We start from the raw sequence: 21,161 nt of genomic DNA on the forward strand, positions 1-21,161 counted from the left end.
GATGTCCGTTGTTGCCCCCCCTCCGATGAAACTCTCGGGCCTTGAGCCCGTACTGATCGACGACAGTTCGCTCTTCGTCAATGTTGGCGAGCGGACCAACGTCACCGGCTCCAAGGCCTTCGCGCGCATGATCATCGCCGAGCAGTACGAAGAGGCGCTGTCGGTGGCGCGCCAGCAGGTGGAAAACGGCGCGCAGATCATCGACGTGAACATGGACGAGGCCATGCTCGACGGCAAGGCGGCGATGGTGCGCTTTCTGCGCATGCTCGGCAGCGAGCCCGACATCGCCAGGGTGCCGGTGATGGTGGACTCATCCAAGTGGGAGATCATCGAAGCCGGCCTGCAATGCCTGCAGGGCAAGGGCATCGTCAATTCCATCTCGATGAAGGAAGGGGTCGAAGAGTTCAAGCAGCATGCGCGCCTGGTCAAGCGCTACGGCGCGGCCGCGGTGGTGATGGCGTTTGACGAGCAGGGCCAGGCCGATACCCTCGCGCGGCGCATCGAAATCTGCGAGCGCGCCTACCGCATCCTGGTTGATGAGGTCGGCTTCCCGCCAGAGGACATCATCTTCGACCCCAACGTGTTCCCTATCGCCACCGGCATCGAAGAGCATGCACGCAACGGCATCGACTTCATCGAGGCCACCGCCTGGATCAAGCAGAACCTGCCCGGCGCCAAGGTCTCGGGTGGCATCTCCAACGTGAGCTTTTCGTTTCGCGGCAACGAGCCGGTGCGCGAGGCGATTCACACCGTGTTTCTCTACCACGCGATCAAGGCGGGCCTCACCATGGGCATCGTCAACGCCGGCATGATAGGCGTCTATGACGACCTGGAGCCCGAGCTGCGCACACGCGTCGAAGACGTGGTCTTGAATCGCCGACCCGATGCGGCGGAGCGCCTGCTAGAGATCGCGGAGAGCGCAAAGGGCGCGGCGCGTGACGATGGCAAGAAGCTCGAATGGCGCGGCACGCCCGAAGCCCCGGCGCCAGTGGGCGAGCGCCTGACGCATGCTCTCGTGCACGGCATCACCGACTTCATCGTCGCCGACACCGAAGAGGCCTACCAGCAAATCTGCGTGCAGGGTGGCGCGCGGCCGCTCGCCGTGATCGAAGGCCCACTGATGGACGGCATGAACGTCGTGGGCGACCTGTTTGGCGCGGGCAAGATGTTTCTGCCGCAGGTGGTCAAGAGCGCCCGCGTGATGAAGCAGGCCGTGGCCCACCTCGTACCCTACATCGAGGCCGAGAAGGAAGCGCAGAAGGCCGCCGGCATCGACATCTCCAGCAAGGGCAAGATCGTCGTCTGCACCGTCAAGGGCGACGTGCACGACATCGGCAAGAACATCGTCACCGTCGTCTTGCAATGCAACAACTTCGAGGTGGTGAACCTGGGCGTGATGATTCCCTCACACGAACTGCTGGCCAAGGCCAAGGAGCTGCACGCGGACATGGTTGGCGTCTCGGGCCTCATCACCCCAAGCCTTGAGGAAATGCAACACGTCGCGGCCGAGATGAACAAGGACGAATACTTCACCAGCCGCCAGACGCCGCTTCTGATCGGCGGTGCGACCTGCTCGCGCGTCCACACCGCGGTCAAGATTGCGCCCAAGTACGACGGCCCCGTCATCTACGTGCCCGATGCCTCGCGCAGCGTGGGCGTGGCGCAAAGCCTGCTGGGCGAAGGACGCGCCGCGTATCTGGCGGAAATCCAGACCGACTACGCGCACGTGCGCGAGCTGCACGCGAAGAAAAAACGCGTGCCGCTGTGGACGATAGAGCAGGCGCGCGCCAATGCGACCAAAGTGGACTTCACGCACTACACACCGACAGTGCCACGCGCTTTGGGGCGGCGCACCTTCGTCAACTTCGACCTCGCCGAAATCGTCAAATACCTCGACTGGGCGCCGTTCTTCCAGACCTGGGATCTCGCCGGTGCCTACCCGGCGATCCTGCAGGACGAGGTGGTCGGCGAAGAGGCGCGCAAGGTCTTCGCCGACGGGCAGGCGATGCTGAAAAAAATCGTCGAAGGCCGCTGGGTGCAGGCCAACGGCGTGATCGGCCTGTACCCGGCCAACCGCGTCGGCGACGACATCGAGTTCTACACCGACGAGTCGCGCAGCGAGGTCTTGATGACTTGGTACGGCGTGCGCCAGCAGACCGAGAAGACGCCGGTCAATGGCGTGATGCGCCCCAGCCGCTGCCTCGCAGACTTCATCGCCACCAAGGAATCGGGCATCAAGGACTACGCCGGCATGTTCGCCGTGACGGCCGGCATCGGCGCCGAGAAAAAAGAGCAGGAGTTCCTGGCGCAGCTCGACGACTATTCCAACATCACGTTCAAGGCGCTGTGCGATCGCCTTGCCGAATCGTTTGCCGAATGCCTGCACGCGCGCGTGCGCCGCGACCTGTGGGGCTATGCGCAGGATGAAACGCTGGATCGTGACGCCATGATTGCCGAAAAATACCAGGGCATACGCCCCGCGCCCGGCTACCCGGCCTGCCCCGACCACACCGTCAAGGGCACGCTGTTTGCCACGCTCAATGCGCCCGAAGTCGGCATCGAGGTGACCAACAGCTTCGCGATGATTCCGCCGTCGAGCGTCAGCGGCTTCTACCTCGCTCACCCCGAATCGACCTATTACACGACGGGACAGATCGGCGACGATCAGGTGATCGACATGGCCGCGCGGCGCGGCATGGACGTTGAGGAGCTGCGCCACCGGCTGGCGCAGAACCTGGCATGAAGCCGCATGTCCTCGTCTGCGGCGGCGCCGGCTACATCGGCGCGCACATGTGCAAGCGCCTGGCGCGCGCCGGCGTGGTGCCTGTCACCTTCGACAGCCTTGTCACCGGCCACCGCAACGCCGTGCAATGGGGGCCGCTGGAAATCGGCGACTTGCTCCATCCTGGCGACCTGAGCGCGGTTTTCGCGCGCTATCCGATCCAGTCGGTACTGCATTTTGCCGCGCGCTCACTGGTCGGCGAATCGGTGCGCGAACCGGCGCTATACCTGCGCAACAACGTCACCGGTACCCTGAACCTGCTCGATGCCATGCGCAGCGCCGGCGTGGGCAAGCTGGTGTTTTCGTCCACTGCCGCGGTCTATGGCAACCCGCTGTACACACCGATCGACGAAGCGCATCCGGCGCAGCCCATCAACCCCTACGGCCTGAGCAAATGGCTGGCCGAGCAGCAGATCCGCGCCTACTGCGAAGCCTATGGCCTGCGCGCCGTCTGCCTGCGCTACTTCAACGCCGCCGGCGCCGACGCCGACGGCGAAACCGGCGAAGCGCACGAGCCCGAAACCCATCTCATCCCGAACATCATCCGCGCGGCGCTCACGCCTTCCCTCGGCCCGGTCAAGCTGTTTGGCAACGACTACCCGACGCCGGACGGCACCTGCGTGCGCGACTACATCCATGTCGAAGATTTGGCCGAAGCCCATCTGCTCGCGCTGGATTACATGGCCGGGCAGCCAGGCTTTCATGTGTTCAACCTGGGCACCGGCCAGGGCAATTCCGTCGCCGAAGTCCTCGCGCAATGCCAGGCGCTGTGCGCGGGTGCGCCGGCCAGTGAAGTCCAGCCGCGCCGCCCCGGAGACCCGGCCACGCTGGTGGCCAGTGCTGCGCTGGCGCAGGCGGCGCTGGGCTGGACACCGCGCCATGGCCTGGACGGCATCTTGCGCAGCGCCCTGCGCTGGCACCAGGGCAGCGGCGCTACAGCTGCAACAGCTCGATCGACTGCAGATCGATGATCTGCAGCCCGCGCCCCTGCTCCAGCTGGCGCACCTCGCGCATGATGGCCGCGCCCTCGCTGGGCTTGAGGTGCGAGATGTAGACCGGAAAGCCGGCTGGATCGCTGAGCTGCGCGAGTTCCTGCGCCAGCGCAGCCGGCGTCAGATGCCCGCTTTTGCGCGCGAGTGCCTGCTCGCGGTTGCTGAAGGCGGTTTCCATCACCAGCGCCCCCACGCCCGGCGCCTGGGCATGCAAGGCGTTCACGCGCTGCCAGAAGGCCGCCACGCCACCCTCGGTATCGCCGCTGAACACCCACCAGGCGCCCGCCCCGCGCAGCGCATAGCCCACGGCAGGCACGCTGTGGCTGGCCGGCAAGGCTTCCAGGGTGATTCCGGACACCGCCAGCACATCGCCCACGCCCAAGGGGTGCAGCTGCACCAATGGGGCCTCGGGCCGCGGAATGCGCGTGAAATCCGGCCAGATGACGTCGTTGAAAATGTGCTCGCGCAAGGCCTTGAGGGTCTGCGCCAGCGCAAACACCTGCAGCGGCGCGCAGCGCTGCGTGCCTACGGTATCCAGCAGCAGCGGCAGCGCGGCAATGTGATCCAGGTGCGAATGGGTGAGAAAGACATGGGTGATGCCGGCCATTTCCTCGACGCTCAGATCGCCGACGCCGGTGCCTGCATCCACCAGGATGTGATCATCAATGAAAAAGGCGGTCGTGCGCGAATCGCGGGCAATGGAGCCGCTGCAGCCGAGCACGCGAACCTTCATCTGCCGGGCTTTCTGCTCAGAGCTTGAGAGGCAATTGCCCGTGCCTGAAAGGTGCGTCAAAACGCTGCCGATCGAGGCGCAAAACGCAGTCATAGCCCGGGCTATGGCGAGTATTTGCAACGAAGAGTGGTGGTGTTTTGGCGTGCAGGGCGGGCATGGGGGATGGCCTCTCAAGCTCTCAGAGCAGCACAAATTCCATCTGCGTCTCCCCCAGCACGATCTGATCGCCGGGTTGCAACGAATGGGGCTCGGTGATCGCCTGTCCGTTGACGCTGGGCGGCGCGCCATCCACCTGCGCCAGCAGATAGCCGTGCGGGCGGTGGCTGATCGAGGCCACGGCTTCGCCGGGCTTGCCCAGGGTCGTAACCACCTTGGTCAATGGCACTTCCCGACCAGCGCCCGGCCCCGTCAGCACGCGTACCAGCGCCCGGCCCGCGGCGGGCGGCGCAGCGGGTGCCGGTGGCTGCGCGGCAGGAGCGGCGGGTACGGGGGCATGGAGCGCAGTCGGCTCACCCTGCACAAAGCGCACCTCGTATTTGCCGATGATGACCTGGTCGCCGTCGTTTAGCAGCTGGCGCTGCACCGGTTGCCCGTTGACGAAGGTGCCATTGGTGCTGTGCAAGTCCTCGACTTCGACTGCCTGACCCTGCAAATGAAAGGCCGCGTGCTCGCCGCTGACGGTGAGGTTCTCGATCACGATGTCGTTGTTCGGGCGGCGCCCCAGCGTCGTGCGTGATTTTGCAAGGTCCACCTCCTTGACGATCGTTCCTTCAAGCATGAAGACCAGGCTGGGCATGCGCTATTTCCTATCTCGCCCGATTATCGACCAACCATGCCGGCCGCGACGCTCGTGCGCGCCAGGATGACGCTGGTGTTGTCGCGCCCGCCCAGGGCATTGGCCTGCTGCAGCAGGCGCTCGGCCAGCAGCGGCAACGCGGAAGGATCGCGCAGCAGCACCTCCAGGTCCTGGTCGTTCATGCGGTCGGTCAGCCCATCGGTGCAGAACAGGAACAGATCATCGGCCTGCACCGTGAATTCATTGATTTCCAGCCGCACCTGCGGATCAACCCCGAGCGCGCGCGTGAGCAGGTTGCGCATGCCCGAATGGCGCGCATGCTGCAGCGTCATCAGACCACTGTCCACCTGCTCCTGCAGCCAGGTGTGGTCGCGCGTGATGCGGCGCAGCCGCTTGTCGCGCAGCAGATAGCCGCGTGAATCGCCAATATGACCGAGCAGCAGTCGGTCGCGCGCAAAAACGCCGGCCACCAGCGTGGTTCCCATGCCGGCGTATTCCGGGCGGTCGAGTGCCGCGTTCAGGATCTCGGCGTTTGCCCGGTCGACGCAGGCGGTCAAGGTCTCGCGAATGAGCGTGACATCCACCGCCTGGCCCGCGGCCATCAGCCAGGCACCAAGCTCCTGCTCGATGATCTGCACCGCCATCGCGCTGGCGACTTCGCCCGCGTTGTACCCGCCCATGCCGTCGGCGACAACGATCAACCGCGCATCGGCGCAGACGGCCACGGCATCTTCGTTGTTGCTGCGCACCCGCCCGACATCGGTGCGCGCGCAAAACTCGTAATCCAGAGGGGAAGGCATCGGCTGGCCGTCGGTGACGCCCATGGGCGTTAAACGCTGCAAGGGCGCAATGATACGGGCGGCGGCGTTGCGCCGACAAAAAAGCCAGCTCCGGGAGCTGGCTTCGCACCGGGCCGCAAGGCTCAGAGCAGACTCTTGAGGATGCGCCCCATCTCCGACGGATTGCGTGTGATTTTGAAACCACACTCCTCCATCACCGCCAGCTTGGCCTCGGCCGTGTCGGCGCCGCCGGAGATCAGCGCCCCCGCATGGCCCATGCGCTTGCCGGGAGGCGCGGTCACACCGGCGATGAAGCCGACGATGGGCTTCTTCATGTTGGCCTTGCACCAGCGCGCCGCGTCCGCCTCGTCCGGGCCGCCGATTTCGCCGATCATGATGACGGCATCCGTCTCGGGGTCGTCGTTGAAGGCCTTCATCACGTCGATGTGCTTGAGGCCGTTGATCGGGTCACCACCGATGCCGACGGCGCTGGACTGGCCAATGCCCAGCTCGCTCAACTGCCCCACCGCTTCATAGGTCAGCGTGCCGGAGCGCGAAACCACGCCCACGCGGCCCTTCATGTGGATATGGCCGGGCATGATGCCGATCTTGATCTCGTCGGGCGTGATGAGGCCCGGGCAGTTGGGGCCGAGCAGCAGCGTCTTTTTGCCGCCCCTGGCTTCCTTGGCCTTCATCTTGTTACGCACTTCCAGCATGTCGCGCACCGGAATGCCTTCGGTGATGCAGATGGCCAGATCCAGGTCGGCCTCGACGGCTTCCCAGATGGCAGCCGCTGCGCCGGCCGGCGGCACGTAGATCACGCTCACCGTGGCGCCGGTCTGCCGCGCCGCTTCCTTCACGGTGCCGTAGATCGGAATGTCAAAAATTTTCTCACCCGCTTTTTTCGGGTTCACGCCGGCGACGAAGCACTGCTTGCCATTGGCGTACTCCTGGCATTTCTGGGTGTGAAACTGGCCCGTCTTGCCGGTGATGCCCTGGGTGATGACCTTGGTGTCTTTGTTGATGTAGATCGACATGTTGTTCTCTCCCGGGCTTAAGCGACGGCGGCGACGATTTTGGTCGCCGCTTCGGCCATGGTGTCGGCGCTGATGATGGGCAGGCCGGATTCGGCCAGCATCTTCTTGCCCAGCTCTTCGTTCGTGCCCTTCATGCGCACGACCAGCGGTACCGACAGGTTCACGGCCTTGCAGGCGGTGATAACGCCGGTGGCGATGGTGTCGCACTTCATGATGCCGCCGAAGATGTTGACCAGAATCCCCTTGACCTTGGGGTTCTTGAGCATGATCTTGAAGGCTTCGGTGACCTTCTCGGGGGTGGCGCCGCCGCCTACGTCGAGGAAGTTGGCGGGTTCGGCGCCAAAGAGCTTGATGGTGTCCATCGTCGCCATCGCCAGGCCCGCGCCGTTGACCAGGCAGCCGATGTTGCCATCGAGGCTGATGTAGGCGAGGTCAAACTTGCTCGCCTGCACCTCGGCCGGGTCTTCTTCATCCAGATCGCGCAGCGCGACGATCTCGGGGTGACGGAAAAGGGCGTTGCTGTCGAAATTGAACTTGGCGTCCAGCGCGATGATGGCGCCCTTGCTGTCGCGATTGAGCGGGTTGATCTCGACCAGCGAGGCGTCGGTTTCCATGTAGCACTTGTAGAGCTTCTGGCAGACGTCGACGAACTGCGCCACCGATTCCTGCGGCATGCCGACGCCGCGCGCCAGCTCCTGCCCTTGCGCTTCGGTCAGGCCGACGAGCGGATCGACGAAGGCCTTGATGATTTTCTCGGGCGTGCTGTGCGCGACTTCCTCGATGTCCATGCCGCCTTCGCTGGAGGCGATGAAGGCCACCTTCTGGCTCTCGCGGTCGGTCACGACGGAGAGGTAATACTCCTTCTGGATGTCGGCGCCGTCTTCGATGTACAGGCGGCGCACCTTCTGGCCCTCGGGTCCGGTCTGGTGCGTGACCAGCTGCATGCCCAGAATCTGCCCGGCGAGCTGCTTCACATCGTCAATGCTCTTGGCCACCTTCACGCCGCCGCCCTTGCCACGGCCACCGGCGTGGATCTGGGCCTTGACGACCCAAACCGGGCCGCCGAGTTTTTGCGCGGCTTCCACCGCCTCCTGCACCGTGAACGCGGGAATGCCGCGGGGTACGGGCACGCCGAAACTGCGCAAGATTTCCTTGCCTTGGTATTCGTGAATCTTCATGAGGTCTCTCTCAGGAAAGGTGGAGTCTTTACCCGTGCTGCCGAAGAGCGCAGTGCAGAACCGCAGTGGCGGGGTCTGGGGTCGCGTCGCGCCGCATCACTGCGCCAGCTTCACGACCTCGGCAATCGGCGAATGTATCATGTTGCGACGCACCATTCAGACGACGCCCGCGGTCACCCGATGGGCACCACCGTTTCTCACGCGCAGGAGCACACCTCATGGCCAAGGTCTTCATCGATGGCGAAGCCGGCACCACCGGCTTGCAGATCCGCGAGCGGCTGCACGCCCTGCCGCAGATCGAGCTGGCGAGCATTGACCCGCAGTTGCGCAAGGACACCGCCGCCAAGCGCGCGCTGATCGCCGGTGTCGATCTGGTGGTGCTGTGCCTGCACGACGACGCCGCGCGTGAAACGGTGGCCATGGTGGATGCGATCACCGCGCAAACCGGCAGGCGCATCCGCATCATCGACGCCTCCACCGCGCACCGCACGGCGGACGGCTGGGTGTTCGGCTTTCCCGAACTGACGCCTGGGCAGCTGGCAGCGATTCGCGCCGCCGACCGCGTCGCCAACCCCGGCTGCTACGCCACCGGCGCGATCGCGCTGCTGCGCCCGCTGGTGGATGCCGGGCTGATCCCTGACGACTATCCGCTGGTACTGCCTTCGGTCAGCGGCTACTCGGGCGGCGGGCGCACCATGATCGAAGCGCACGAAAAGGGCGAAGCGGCCAGGTACGAGCTCTACGCACTCAGCCTCTCGCACAAGCATTTGCCGGAAATCATGAAGTACGCCGGCGTCAAGCGCCGCCCGCTGTTCGTGCCCTCCGTCGGCAATTTCCGCCAGGGCATGCTGGTGGAGCTGCCGCTGCACCTGGATCTGCTTCGGGGGGAGCCGACGGCGGCCGACCTGCACGACGTGCTGGCCGCCCACTACGCCAAAACCAACACCGTCGAGCAGTTCGTCAAGGTGCTGCCGGCCACCGACGACGGCAAGCTGGAGGCTGAAGCGCTCAACGACACCAACCAGCTCGAACTGCGCGTGTTCGGCAACGACAGCTACCGCCAGGCGGTGCTGGTGGCGCGGCTGGACAATCTGGGCAAGGGGGCCAGTGGCGCGGCGGTGCAGAACCTCAAGCTGATGTTGGACCTGTAAAAATCCAGGTCAAATCCATCCAAAACGCTTGCTGATAAACCGCTGATAGCTATCAATTTTTATTCAGGCCTCGGCTGGATAGAACAGCTTGCGCGTCGCCACCGGCACCACCGCTTGAGCAATGGCCTGGATGTGCTCTGGCGTGGTGCCACAGCAGCCGCCGACGATGTTCACCAGCCCCTCGGCGGCGAACTCGTGCAGCAATCGGCTGGTGACATCCGGCGTTTCATCGAAGCCGGTGTCGCTCATCGGGTTGGGCAGGCCGGCGTTGGGGTAGCAACTGATGAAGGTCTCGGGCGCGACCTTGGCGAGTTCCTGGATGTAGGGGCGCATCAGCGCCGCGCCCAGCGCGCAGTTCAGGCCGATGGCGAGCGGATTCGCGTGGCGCACGCTGTGCCAGAAGGCGGTCACCGTCTGGCCCGAGAGGATGCGCCCGGAGGCGTCGGTCACCGTGCCGCTGATGATGATGGGCAGGCATTCGCCGGTTTCCTCGTACACCTCTTCGATGGCAAACAGCGCCGCCTTGGCGTTGAGCGTGTCGAAAATCGTCTCAACCATCAACACATCGGCGCCGCCCTCGATCAGGCCGCTGGCCTGCTCGTGGTAGGCCGCGCGCAATTGCTCGAAGGTGATGTTGCGTGCGCCCGGGTCGTTCACGTCGGGGCTGATGCTCGCGGTCTTGGGCGTGGGGCCGAGCGCGCCAATGACGAAACGCGGTTTGTCCGGCGTGCTGAATTTGTCGCACGCCGCGCGCGCCAGCTTCGCCGCCGCCACGTTCATCTCGCGCGCCAGGTCCTGCATGTCGTAGTCGGCCTGCGCCACCGTGGTCGCACCAAAGGTGTCGGTCTCGATCAGGTCGGCGCCCGCGGCGAGATAGCCTTCGTGGATGTCGCTGATGACTTGCGGCATCGTCAGCACCAGCAGCTCGTTGTTGCCCTTCACGTCCTTGTGAAAGTCCTTGAAGCGCTCGCCGCGAAACTGCGCCTCGGTCAGCTTCAGGCGCTGCACCATGGTGCCCATGGCGCCGTCCAGAATCACGATGCGGTTGGCAAGAATTTCGGGCAGTGGCTGCGCACGGGTGTAATGGGGAAGCGTCATGCGGCAATTGTAGGAAGACCCGTGCCGGACAATAGCAGGGTCGGTTTTTCAATGAAATACCGCTTCTGCGCATGCCAGACAAGCGCGAGCAGCTATCTTTAACGAAGTTTCCTTGTCCTCCCCTCTCTCCATCCTGCGCCAGGTTTTCGGCTACGACAGCTTTCGTGGTCCGCAAGCGGACATCATCGACCACGTCACCGGCGGTGGCGATGCGCTCGTGCTCATGCCCACGGGCGGCGGCAAATCGCTGTGCTACCAGATTCCGGCGATTGCACGCCAGCAGGCGCACCTGGGTGTCACCCTTGTGGTCTCGCCGCTGATCGCCCTGATGCACGACCAGGTCGGCGCGCTGCGCGAGGCCGGCGTCGCCGCCGCCTTCCTCAACTCCACGCTGGACTGGTCGCAGGCGCTGGAGGTGGAGCAGCGCCTGGCGCGCGGCGAAACCACGCTGCTCTACGCCGCGCCCGAGCGTGTGGTGAGCGAGCGCTTCCTCAGCCTACTCGACGGCCTGTACGCGCAAGGCCAGCTGGCACTGGTGGCGATTGACGAGGCGCATTGCGTGAGCCAGTGGGGCCACGACTTTCGCCCCGAATACCGCCAGCTGGCGATGCTGGCCGAGCGCTATCCGGGCGTACCGCGCATCGCCCTGACCGCCACCGCCGACGCACTCACGCGCGCCGACATCCTCGAAGGGCTGCAGCTGGGCTCGGCGCAAGTCTTCATCAGCAGCTTTGACCGCCCCAACATCCGCTACCACGTGCAAGAGAAGAAGGAGCCGCTGGCCCAGCTGCTGCGCTTCATCGAGCAGGAGCACGCCGGCGAAGCGGGCATCGTCTATTGCCAGTCGCGCAAGCGGGTGGAGGAAATGGCGCGGGCGCTGTCCCAGGCCGGCATCGCCGCGCTGCCCTACCACGCCGGCATGGAAATGGATGTCCGCCAGGCGCACCAGGACCGGTTCCTGCGCGAGGACGACATCGTCATGGTCGCCACCATCGCCTTCGGCATGGGCATAGACAAGCCGGATGTGCGCTTCGTCGCCCACGTCGACCTGCCGCGCAACATCGAGGGCTACTACCAGGAAACCGGACGCGCCGGGCGCGACGGCCTGCCCGCCGATGCCTGGATGATCTACGGTCTGCAGGACGTGGTGAACCAGCGGCGCATGATCGACGAAGGCGACGCCAGCGAGGCCTTCAAGACCGTGCTGCGCGGCAAGCTCGACGCGCTGCTCACGCTCGCCGAGGCCACCGACTGCCGCCGCCAGCGGCTGCTGGTCTACTTTGGCGAAGTGTCAGAGCCCTGCGGCAACTGCGACAACTGCCTGCAACCGCCCGCTGTCTGGGATGGCACCGACGCCGCGCGCAAGCTCCTGTCCACCATCTACCGCGTGCATGAGATGAGCGGCCTGACCTTCGGCACCGGGCATCTGATGGACATCGTGCGCGGCAACGCGACCGACAAGGTGCGCCAGTTCGGGCACGAGCGCCTGTCCACCTTCGGCCTGGGCGCCAATTACAACGAGCACCAGCTGCGCGCCGTGCTGCGCCAGCTGCTGGCCACGCAGGCGGTGGGTGTGCAGCGCGTGCTGCTGGAAGATGGCCGTGCCTTCGATACGCTGGCCCTGGGCGCCGGCGCCCGCCCGCTGCTGCGCGGCGAAGTACCTGTGCTGCTGCGCGAAACCAGCGCCGCCGCGCGCCGCACGCGCAAGCCCCGGCGCCACACGCCAGCCGCCGCGGCCGCCGAACTGGGCGCCAGCGCCCAGGTGCGCTTCATCAACCTCAAGGCCTGGCGCGCCGAGGTGGCGCGGGAGCACGGCGTGCCGGCCTACGTCGTGTTTCTGGACACCACACTGGCCGCGATCGCCGAACGCAACCCGGCGACCCTGGCCGACCTTGCCGGCATCCCAGGCATGGGCGCCAAGCGGCTGGAGGCGTATGGCGCGCAGGTCTTGCAGGTGTGCCAGGCGTAGCTGGGGGGCACTGCTCAATAGCGCTCGAGCGCGCCACCAGGCACTCGCTAGGCTGCCTTGGGCCGGGGGTGTTCTATCGTTGGCAAAAACACCGTGAGCAGCCCCAGCAGCGGCAAGAACGCACAGACCTGGTAGACGAATTCGATGCCCCGGCTGTCGGCCAAAACGCCCAGCACGGCCGCGCCCACGCCGCCCATGCCGAAGGCAAAACCGAAGAACAGGCCGGAGACGGCGCCGATCTTGCCGGGCATCAGTTCCTGTGCATAGACCAGGATGGCCGAGAACGCCGAGGCGATGACCACGCCGATAATGAAGGTCAGGATGCCGGTCCACATCAGGCCGACATGCGGCAGCAGCAGCGTGAACGGCGCCACCCCCAGGATCGAGACCCAGATCACCGGCTTGCGCCCGATGCGATCACCAATCGGCCCACCGGCCAGCGTGCCAGCCGCCACCGCGAACAAAAAGACGAAGAGGTGGATCTGCGCCGACTGCACCGAGACATGAAAGCGCTCGATCAGGTAGAAGGTGTAGTAGCTGGTCAGGCTGGTGAGATAGAAATACTTCGAAAAAATGAGCAGCAACAGCACGCCAATCGCGCGCCGAACCACATTCGGCGGCACGGGGCTGACGGCCGTGCTGGCCGCCTTCCTGGTGCGTGCGCCACTGCCCAGGAACTGGCGCCGGTACCAGTTGCCGATCTGCCAGAGTACCGCGATCGCCACCAGCGCCGCCACGGCAAACCAGGCGATCGCGCCCTGGCCATGCGGCAGCACGATGAGCGCCGCCAGCAGTGGCCCGAGCGCCGAACCGGTGTTGCCGCCGACCTGAAAGATCGATTGCGCCAGCCCATGCTGTCCGCCCGAGGCCAGGCGCGCGATGCGCGACGATTCGGGGTGAAACACCGAAGAACCCGTGCCCACCAGCGCAGCCGCCAGCAAAATCACGCCGAAGTTCGGCGCGACCGACAGCAGCAGCAGCCCGCACAGCGTCGAGCCCATGCCAAAGGCGAGCGAGTGCGGCTGCGGGTGCTTGTCGGTGTACAGGCCGATCAGCGGTTGCAGCAGCGAGGCGGTGAGCTGGTAGGTCAGCGTGATCAGGCCGATCTGCAGAAAGCTCAGGTTGAAATCGCCCTTGAGAATGGGGTAGATCGCCAGGATCAACGACTGGATCATGTCGTTGAGCATGTGCGAAAAGCTGATCGCGCCGAGCACGCGGTAGCGCGTGGGGTTGGGCGCGGGCATGGCGGCGGCAGTGGTGACGGGCGGCATGGGCAGGCTGGATCGACGAACGAGAGCCTTGGATGGTAGCGGCGCGCACGCCTATGTGCTGCTCAGGGCCTTTTGACCACCAGCGCCACGCGCACGCCGTCGTCAGTGACGGTGATCGGCCCGGGCTCCATGCCGAAAAGCGCCATGCGCCGCAGGTCGGCCTGGCTCAGCCGGTACAGCGCCACCTCGACCAGCGAGAGCTGCAACCAACCCGAGACATATTGCCGCAGGATGTCGACCGTCTGTCCCTTGAGCCCGCCCAGTTGCATCGCCGTGATGTCAAGATGCGTAGCGTACAGGGCGTGATCCACATCTTCGTAGCGCAGCGCAAATCGCAGGTCAAAACGCGCATCGAACCACCGGTCGGACTGCGGCGCGCGTACCCGCGCCTGCTGCACTGCCCCCAGCTTGTTGATCTCGGGTAGCAGGTGCAAACGGGGGGCTTGCAGTTCAAGCGCCACCACCCCGGCCACGCCTTCCTCGGCCGGGAAATGCGGGTCCACCAGCGCCTGCATCTGCGCCAGCGTGAACGTCAATGTGGGTGCCGCGCCCGCCTCGCCAGCATCCGCGCCGTCAGCGGCATGGACTCCCAGGCCGACGGCAGCGGCGGTGCAAAACAACAATGCACGTCTGTGCATGTCCCCGCCCCATTCCCTGACCCGGTACTCTCGACCTCTCTAGCCGCGCGCCGGTATTTGCAGCCCGCGTTCCACCGCCGGGCGCGCCACGAAGGTCGCCAGCACGCGCTCGATCTCGGGGTAGCTGCCCCAGCCGACCAGCTCGCCCGCGCCATAAAAACCCACCAGGTTGCGCACCCACGGAAAGATCGCGATGTCGGCGATCGAGTACGCATCGCCCACCATCCAGGTGCGGCCCGCAAGGTGCTTGTCCAGCACCCCCAGCAAGCGCCTGGACTCGGCCACATAGCGATCGCGCGGGCGCTTGTCCTCGAAATCCTTGCCGGCAAACTTGTGGAAAAAGCCCAGCTGGCCGAACATCGGCCCCACGCCGCCCATCTGCCACATCAGCCACTGCAGAGTCTCGTAGCGCTGCGCCGGATCTTGCGCCAGCAGTTGGCCGGTTTTCTCCGCCAGATAGACCAGGATGGCGCCCGACTCCCATAGTGCCAGCGGCTTGCCCCCAGGGCCGTTGGGGTCCAGGATGGCGGGAATCTTGTTGTTCGGGTTGAGCGAGAGAAACGCGGGCGAGAACTGGTCGTTCTTCTCGAAGCTCACGAGGTGCCATTCATAGGGCAGGCCCAACTCTTCAAGCGCAATCGAGGCCTTCACCCCATTGGGCGTGGGCAGGGAATACAGCTGCAGGCGCTCGGGGTGCTGCGCCGGCCATTGGGCGGTGATGGGGTGGGTCCAGGTCATGGCGTGGTAGGTCCTTTCTCGGGGCTTGATTCTGCGCCGGCTTCTGGCGGTTGGTGCAGCACGCACAGCTTGTTGCCGCTGGGGTCGCGCAGATAGGCCATGTACAGCGGCCCATCCACGCCGGTATCGAGCCAGCCCGCGGGATCATCGGTGCGCATGCCACCGGCCGCCTGTCCGGCAAGGCAGGCCGCATCCACATCCTGGGGGCTGAGCGCGCCAAAGCCCACGGTTCCCACGCTGTTGTGCGACGCGAGCTGGCTGCCGCTGGCCGGGCAAATGCCGAACGTGCCCGAATGGCCGACGTAAAAATAGCGATCGCCATTGGCGATGCCGGGCGGCAGGCCCAGCGCGCCAAAGAAGGCGTCGTAGAACTGCCGCGACTGTTCCATATCGCTGGCACCGAGCATGACGTAGCTGTACATGGAGGGCTCCTGTCAGAAGAAAGCGGGTACGGCTTGCAGTATGGCCCGCAGTCCGGACGCTGAATCCGCCGAAAAGCGCGACACTGCCCCGCCAGGCGCAGCAATGGCAGCGCAATCCGGCGATCAGGCTGCCTTGGCCGGGCGGTGCGCCAGGCACAACTTGTTGCCCGTCGGGTCGCGCAGATAGGCCAGATAGATGCGCGCGCCGCCGCCCAGCTCACGCCAGCCGGGCGGGCCCTCGCAGCTCTCGCCACCCGCGGCCACGCCTGCCGCGTGCGCCGCATCGACCTGCTCGGGCGAGGCGGCGGCAAAGCCGGTGGTCGCGCCATTGCCAAAACAGGCGGGCTCGCCATTGATGGGCGTGGAAATGGCGAAGGTTCCCGCAGCGCTACGGTAAAAGTAGCGGTTCTTGTTGGCCACGCCCGCGGCGATGCCCAGCGCGCCCAGCAGGGCATCGTAAAAGCGCCTCGATTGCTCCAGGTCGGCAGCGCCGAGCATGATGTGGCTGAACATGGGGCGGTCTCCGTGCACGAGTTTCAAAGTCGGCAATGGTAGCGGCGGCTTCGGCACGCGGGCGCCGCGGGCGTGAAGGGCCGGCGAGCCGTCCACGGATAATCGTCAGAGATTCCCCTACGCATCACGCACCATGAGCACTCTTCTTATCGGCCTGGTACTGTTTCTCGGCATGCATTCGGTGCGCATCGTGGCCGATGGCTGGCGCGGGCGCGCCATTGCCGGCCTCGGCCCGCTGGCCTGGAAGGGTCTGTACTCCATCGTTTCTCTGGCAGGCCTGGCGCTGATCGTCTGGGGCTATGCGCAGGCGCGCCAGCAGCCGGTGATGCTGTGGAGCCCGCCGACCGCGCTCAAGCACCTGAACTCGCTGTTCACGCTGCTGGCCTTCATCTTCGTGGTGGCCGCCTATGTGCCACGCAACGCGATCAAGGCGAAGCTGCACCACCCCATGATTCTGGGCGTGAAGCTCTGGGCCTTCGGCCATCTGCTGGCCACGGGCAAGCTGGCGGACCTGCTGCTGTTTGGCAGCGTATTGCTGTGGGCCGTACTGGATTTTCGCGCCGCACGCCAGCGCGACCGGAACCAGGGCGCGGTCTTTGCACCAGGCAGGGCTGCACCCACCGTACTGACGGTGGTGCTCGGCGCGGCGGCCTGGGTGGCGTTCGCGTTCTGGCTGCATGCGCTGTGGATAGGCGTGGCGCCGATGGCGCGCGGCTGAACCCGCTCAGCCCAGATGCGGCCCGAGCAGCCCGGCCACCTCGAACATCCCGGCGCTGCCCTTGCCGAACACCGCGCGCAGCTTGTCGTCGGCGACGATCTGGCGCTTGTCCTGCGGGTTTTGCAAGCCGTGTTCCTTGATGTAGACCCAGAGCTTTTTCACCGCCTCGGGGCGGCTCACGGCCTCGGGGCCGATCACGGCGGCCAGTGCCGCGCTGGGCGTCTTGCCGCTGGCCGCCGTGGTTTTGCGCGGGGTTTTGGTTGCGGCTTTTTTGGCCGAGGGTTTCAAGCTTTTTTGGCCTCTAGCGCTTGCTGTACCTGCGTCAGCAGCTCTCGTTTTTGATAGCGCCGTCTTGCGCGGCGGGTATTTGCTGTCGCGCGGCTCGAACTCGAAGTTGACCTTGCCCGCGCCCGCATCCCACGCCAGGCGCGCCTTGAACGGGCGGCGCGTGCGGTTGGAGATGAATTTGTCGAGCACATCGGTCTTGCCGGTCGCGAGCAGCTTGGCCATCTGCGCGCGCTCGATCGCCTGCTGCAGGATGATCTTGCCGCTCTTGAAACTGCATGTGGGCACGGGCTGCGCGGCGGTGGGCACGGCGCGCGAGCATACGTAGTTGCTGGCGTGCTCATGCACTTCGGCACCACAGGCCGGGCAGGGGCCCAGCGCCTCGTCGGCGAACGCGACCAGTTCGCCGGTTTCACCCTCGTTCTTGTCGTCGCCAAAGTCGAATTCGAGCTTGAAATTGCTCGCATCCTCGTCGCGAACGATGGCGATTTCGGCGGTGAAGGGCCAGCCGGCCTTGGAACGAAAACCCGACAGCGGCCCGATGCGCCGCTCGCGCAGCAGTTGCTCGGCCTCGGCGATCTCGAAGGTACGCCCGGCCGGTGATTTGCCAAAGCCGAAGCCGCAGCCTTCGCCACCATCCTTGCCGGTGCAGGCGTAGCGCCGGTAGTTCTCCTTCACCACGCCGCCGCAGTTGGGGCAGGGCGCAGAGAGCGTGGCGTAGTCGCCCGGGATGCTGTCGCGGTCGTATTCCTTGGCCTTTTTGACCATGCGCTCGGTCATCGCGGCGATCTGCTGCATGAAGGCGGCGCGCGAGAGCTGGCCCTTTTCCATCTGCGCCAGCTTGTATTCCCACTCGCCAGTCAGTTCCGCCTTGCACAGCTCGTTGACCTCCAGCCCGCGCAGCAGCGTCATGAGCTGAAACGCCTTGGCCGTGGGAATCAGCTCGCGGCCCTCGCGCAGCATGTATTTTTCAGTGAGCAGGCCTTCGATGATGGCCGCGCGCGTGGCGGGCGTGCCCAGGCCTTTTTCCTGCATTGCCTCGCGCAGCTCGTCGTCATCGATCTGCTTGCCCGCGCTCTCCATCGCGCCCAAGAGCGTCGCTTCAGAGTAGCGCGCCGGGGGCTTGGTTTTCAGGTCCTTGGCCTCGGCCTGGGCCGTGAGCGGTGTTTCGCCCGGCTGCACCGCCACCAGCGGCTGGCCCTTCTCGCCTTGCTTGCCACCCTCGGTCTCGCTGGCCGCTTCCTTGCCGTAGATCGCGAGCCAGCCGGGGCGCACCAGCACCTTGCCCTCGGTCTTGAAATTGTGCTGCTCCACCTTGGAAATGCGCGTGGTGATCTGGTATTCGGCACTCGGGAAGAACACCGCCATGAAGCGGCGCGCCACCAGGTCGTAGAGCTTTTGCTCGACCTCCGACAGGCCATGGGGTGCCTGCGTGGTCGGGATGATGGCGAAGTGGTCGCTGATCTTGCTGTTGTCAAAAATCCGGCGGCTGGCGCGCACCATGCCACCCTCCAGCGCCTGGTGCGCGAACGGCGCAAGGTGCCCCTGACCGGACGTGGCCAGCATCTCGAAGGTCTGGCGCGCCACTGGCAGATAGTCCTCGGGCAGCGCGCGCGCGTCGGTACGCGGGTAGGTCAGCGCCTTGTGCCTTTCATACAGCGCCTGGGCAATCGAGAGCGTGGTCTTGGCGGAAAAGCCAAACTTGCCGTTGGCTTCGCGCTGCAGGCTGGTCAAGTCAAACAGCAGGGGACTGGCCTGCGTGGTGGGTTTGGATTCTTCCGTCACCGTGGCCGGTTGACCGCGCACCGCATCGGCAATGGCAAGCGCCGCAGCCTGGTTCCAGACGCGATCTGCGCGCGCCTCGACGTCGTCGCCCTTCTTGAACGCCGGGTCAAACCACTTGCCCAGGTATTCACCCGCCTGCGCGGCAAACGTGCCGTGCACTTCCCAGTAGTCGCGGCTTTGGAAGGCGCGGATTTTTTCTTCGCGCTCGACCACCAGCGAGAGCGTTGGCGTCTGCACGCGCCCGACGGTGGTGAGGAAAAAGCCCCCGCCCTGCGAGTTGAACGCGGTCATCGCACGCGTGCCGTTGATGCCCACCAGCCAGTCGGCCTCGCTTCTGCTGCGGGCAGCGTCGGCCAGGCCCTGCATCTGCTGCTCGCTGCGAAGCTTGTCAAAGCCGTCGCGGATCGCCTGCGGCGTCATGCTTTGCAGCCACAGGCGGCGCATCGGCTTGCCAAGGCTGCCCTTGGCACCGCCCGCGTACTGCTCGATCAGGCGAAAGATCAACTCGCCCTCGCGCCCCGCGTCGCAGGCGTTGATGAGTTCGGCGACGTCCTTGCGTTTGGCCTGCTTGACGACGGCGGCCAGGCGGCTCTTGGTCTTGTCCACGGGCTTCAAGTCAAAGCGCGGCGGGATCACCGGCAGGTGAGCAAAGCTCCACTTGCCGCGCTTGACGTCGAATTCCTCGGGCGCCTGGATCTCGACCAGGTGGCCGACGGCGCTGGTGACGACGTAGCGCTCGTTCTCGAAATGGTCTTCAAACTTGTCGAACTTGCCCGAGGTGGCGGTCAGGGCACGCACGATGTCCTGCGCGACCGAGGGTTTTTCTGCGATGACGAGAGTCTTGCTCATGGATGGGTCTGTAAGCACTTCTACAATGGGCGGCCCCACGCGCACGCGCGCGCAGGTGTATGCATACAAGGTAGCAGAGATTTTCACGATGGCCGCTTCCCCCGCTCCCCAGGCTCCGCGCGGACGCCGCATCCAGGTGCGCCGCTCGGGCGTGCACGGCAAGGGCGTGTTCGCGCTGCAAGCCATCGCCGAGGGCGAAGTGATCATCGAATACGTGGGCGAAGTCATCTCCTGGGACGAGGCGCAGCGGCGCCACCCGCACGATCCGGCGCAGCCCAACCACACCTTCTACTTTCACGTCGATGAAGACCATGTGATCGACGCCAACGTGGGCGGCAACGCGGCGCGCTGGATCAACCACTCGTGCGCGCCCAACTGCTGGGCCGACGAGCAGGACGGCCGCATCTTCATCACCGCGCTGCGCGATATTGCCGCAGGCGAAGAGCTCAATTACGACTACGGCCTCATCATCGACGAGCGCTATACGAAGAAGCTCAAGATGGAGTACGCCTGCCGCTGCGGCGCGGCGAGCTGCCGCGGCACCATGCTCGCGCCCAAGCGTGGCTGGCGGCCCGTCGAACCCACGCGCGACAGCGCACGCCAGGGCCGCCGCGCATGAGCCTGGGCGACTGGCCACTCGCTGCGCTGCGCGCACAGCTCACGCCGCTGCTGCCCGGGCTGGTGATCGAGGTACTGCCCACCATCGATTCCAGCAACACCGAGCTGATGCGCCGCGCGCGCAAGGGCGCCCTGCCGCCCACGCTGCTGATTGCCGAGGAGCAAACCGCCGGACGCGGGCGCCAGGGGCGCAGCTGGTACAGCGGCGCGGGTGATGTGCTGGCCGTATCGCTTGGACTGCCCTACACGCCGCGTGACTGGTCCGGCCTGTCGCTGGCCGTGGGCCTGTCGGTGGCGGAAAGCCTGCAGCCGCAGCTGCCCGCACGCGCCAGCCAGCAGCCGCGCATCGAGCTCAAATGGCCCAACGATCTGTGGCTGGCGGACGGGCGCAAGCTCGCCGGCATCCTGATCGAGACGACGGAAATCGCCGACGGCAGCGGTCAGCGCTGCGCGATTGTCGGCATCGGGCTCAACCTGCAGCTGCCCCCGGAATCAGGCCTGCGCACGCCCGCTGCCTGCCTGCAGGACGTGGACGACACGCTCGACGGCCCGGCCGCACTGCTGCGCTACGCCGCGCCGCTGGCGCGCACGCTGCTGGGCTTTGCCGCCTACGGCTTTGCCCCGCTGCAGCCGCGCTTTGAGCAGCGCGACCACCTCAAGGGCAAGCTGGTGGTGCTCAGCGATGGCACGCACGGCCGCGCACTCGGCGTCGACGACGATGGCGCGCTGCGCGTGCAGACCGCGGCCGGCATGCAGCGCATTACCAGCGCGGAAGTCAGCGTCCGCCCTGCGCCGGGCCATTGACCGCC

The 21,161-nt window shown here is 65.7% G+C and carries 19 protein-coding genes; 7 read left to right on the forward strand and 12 right to left on the reverse strand.

The genetic code is table 11. The annotated features are described in order from the left end of the window. Window position 1: 1 nt before the first annotated feature. Window positions 2–2,743, forward strand: coding sequence for a methionine synthase (metH, locus tag ABS45_RS04105; RefSeq protein ID WP_291553309.1), 2,742 nt, complete (start codon window positions 2–4; stop codon window positions 2,741–2,743). Next, window positions 2,740–3,753 (forward strand): UDP-glucose 4-epimerase GalE, encoded by a 1,014-nt coding sequence (gene galE, locus ABS45_RS04110; protein WP_291553310.1) that lies wholly within the window; start codon window positions 2,740–2,742, stop codon window positions 3,751–3,753. The genes metH and galE overlap by 4 nt, the downstream gene beginning before the upstream one ends. Here the strand turns inward: galE and ABS45_RS04115 are convergent. From ABS45_RS04115 to sucC, 5 genes are all read right to left on the reverse strand, one after another. Beyond that, window positions 3,716–4,507, reverse strand: coding sequence for a 3',5'-cyclic-nucleotide phosphodiesterase (locus ABS45_RS04115; RefSeq protein ID WP_291553312.1), 792 nt, complete (start codon window positions 4,505–4,507; stop codon window positions 3,716–3,718). The genes galE and ABS45_RS04115 overlap by 38 nt on opposite strands. A 178-nt stretch (window positions 4,508–4,685) precedes the next feature. Then, window positions 4,686–5,303 carry an FHA domain-containing protein gene (locus ABS45_RS04120; protein ID WP_291553315.1) on the reverse strand — a complete coding sequence of 206 codons (618 nt, stop codon included), beginning with the start codon at window positions 5,301–5,303 and terminating at the stop codon, window positions 4,686–4,688. A gap of 23 nt (window positions 5,304–5,326) precedes the next feature. Beyond that, the gene (locus ABS45_RS04125) at window positions 5,327–6,127 is read right to left on the reverse strand and encodes a Stp1/IreP family PP2C-type Ser/Thr phosphatase (protein WP_291553317.1); all 801 of its coding nucleotides are present in this window, start codon (window positions 6,125–6,127) and stop codon (window positions 5,327–5,329) included. 98 nt (window positions 6,128–6,225) lie between these two features. Then, complete coding sequence (sucD, locus tag ABS45_RS04130) at window positions 6,226–7,119, reverse strand: succinate--CoA ligase subunit alpha (RefSeq protein ID WP_291553319.1); 894 nt, start codon at window positions 7,117–7,119, stop codon at window positions 6,226–6,228. A gap of 17 nt (window positions 7,120–7,136) precedes the next feature. Beyond that, window positions 7,137–8,297 carry an ADP-forming succinate--CoA ligase subunit beta gene (sucC, locus tag ABS45_RS04135; RefSeq protein WP_291553321.1) on the reverse strand — a complete coding sequence of 387 codons (1,161 nt, stop codon included), beginning with the start codon at window positions 8,295–8,297 and terminating at the stop codon, window positions 7,137–7,139. Window positions 8,298–8,515: 218 nt separating this feature from the next. Here sucC and argC point away from each other — a divergent pair, with 218 nt between their 5' ends. After that, window positions 8,516–9,448: an N-acetyl-gamma-glutamyl-phosphate reductase gene (gene argC, locus ABS45_RS04140; protein ID WP_291553323.1), complete on the forward strand. Its 933-nt coding sequence runs from the start codon at window positions 8,516–8,518 to the stop codon at window positions 9,446–9,448. A 63-nt stretch (window positions 9,449–9,511) separates the two neighbouring features. Here the strand turns inward: argC and ABS45_RS04145 are convergent, their stop codons facing one another. Beyond that, window positions 9,512–10,546: a homocysteine S-methyltransferase family protein gene (locus ABS45_RS04145; protein ID WP_291553324.1), complete on the reverse strand. Its 1,035-nt coding sequence runs from the start codon at window positions 10,544–10,546 to the stop codon at window positions 9,512–9,514. Window positions 10,547–10,658: 112 nt separating this feature from the next. Between ABS45_RS04145 and recQ the strand changes: the two genes are divergently transcribed. After that, window positions 10,659–12,515, forward strand: coding sequence for a DNA helicase RecQ (recQ, locus tag ABS45_RS04150; RefSeq protein ID WP_291553326.1), 1,857 nt, complete (start codon window positions 10,659–10,661; stop codon window positions 12,513–12,515). A 47-nt stretch (window positions 12,516–12,562) separates the two neighbouring features. On the opposite strand, the gene ABS45_RS04155 is transcribed toward recQ, so the two are convergent. The 5 genes from ABS45_RS04155 to ABS45_RS04175 form a co-directional block, all read right to left on the reverse strand. Beyond that, on the reverse strand, window positions 12,563–13,786 hold the full coding sequence (locus ABS45_RS04155) for an MFS transporter (protein ID WP_291553328.1): 1,224 nt from the start codon (window positions 13,784–13,786) through the stop codon (window positions 12,563–12,565). Window positions 13,787–13,848: 62 nt separating this feature from the next. Then, on the reverse strand, window positions 13,849–14,424 hold the full coding sequence (locus ABS45_RS04160) for a DUF1439 domain-containing protein (RefSeq protein WP_291553330.1): 576 nt from the start codon (window positions 14,422–14,424) through the stop codon (window positions 13,849–13,851). Window positions 14,425–14,463: 39 nt separating this feature from the next. Further along, the gene (locus ABS45_RS04165; RefSeq protein ID WP_291553332.1) at window positions 14,464–15,162 is read right to left on the reverse strand and encodes a glutathione S-transferase N-terminal domain-containing protein; all 699 of its coding nucleotides are present in this window, start codon (window positions 15,160–15,162) and stop codon (window positions 14,464–14,466) included. Next, window positions 15,159–15,584, reverse strand: coding sequence for a VOC family protein (locus tag ABS45_RS04170; protein ID WP_291553334.1), 426 nt, complete (start codon window positions 15,582–15,584; stop codon window positions 15,159–15,161). The genes ABS45_RS04165 and ABS45_RS04170 overlap by 4 nt, the downstream gene beginning before the upstream one ends. A 123-nt stretch (window positions 15,585–15,707) precedes the next feature. Next, on the reverse strand, window positions 15,708–16,097 hold the full coding sequence (locus tag ABS45_RS04175) for a VOC family protein (RefSeq protein WP_291553335.1): 390 nt from the start codon (window positions 16,095–16,097) through the stop codon (window positions 15,708–15,710). A gap of 133 nt (window positions 16,098–16,230) precedes the next feature. Here ABS45_RS04175 and ABS45_RS04180 point away from each other — a divergent pair, with 133 nt between their 5' ends. Next, the gene (locus tag ABS45_RS04180; RefSeq protein WP_291553338.1) at window positions 16,231–16,815 is read left to right on the forward strand and encodes an NnrU family protein; all 585 of its coding nucleotides are present in this window, start codon (window positions 16,231–16,233) and stop codon (window positions 16,813–16,815) included. Window positions 16,816–16,821: 6 nt separating this feature from the next. On the opposite strand, the gene ABS45_RS04185 is transcribed toward ABS45_RS04180, so the two are convergent. Further along, complete coding sequence (locus ABS45_RS04185) at window positions 16,822–19,734, reverse strand: DNA topoisomerase III (RefSeq protein ID WP_291553340.1); 2,913 nt, start codon at window positions 19,732–19,734, stop codon at window positions 16,822–16,824. Between the two features lie 88 nt (window positions 19,735–19,822). On the opposite strand from ABS45_RS04185, the gene ABS45_RS04190 reads away from it, so the two are divergent. Both ABS45_RS04190 and ABS45_RS04195 read left to right on the forward strand, forming a co-directional pair. After that, window positions 19,823–20,353, forward strand: coding sequence for an SET domain-containing protein-lysine N-methyltransferase (locus tag ABS45_RS04190; RefSeq protein WP_291553341.1), 531 nt, complete (start codon window positions 19,823–19,825; stop codon window positions 20,351–20,353). Beyond that, window positions 20,350–21,156, forward strand: coding sequence for a biotin--[acetyl-CoA-carboxylase] ligase (locus ABS45_RS04195; RefSeq protein ID WP_291553344.1), 807 nt, complete (start codon window positions 20,350–20,352; stop codon window positions 21,154–21,156). The genes ABS45_RS04190 and ABS45_RS04195 overlap by 4 nt, the downstream gene beginning before the upstream one ends. Window positions 21,157–21,161: the final 5 nt, after the last annotated feature.

This window comes from Comamonas sp. SCN 65-56, assembly GCF_001724135.1.
Classification (GTDB): domain Bacteria; phylum Pseudomonadota; class Gammaproteobacteria; order Burkholderiales; family Burkholderiaceae_C; genus Comamonas_C.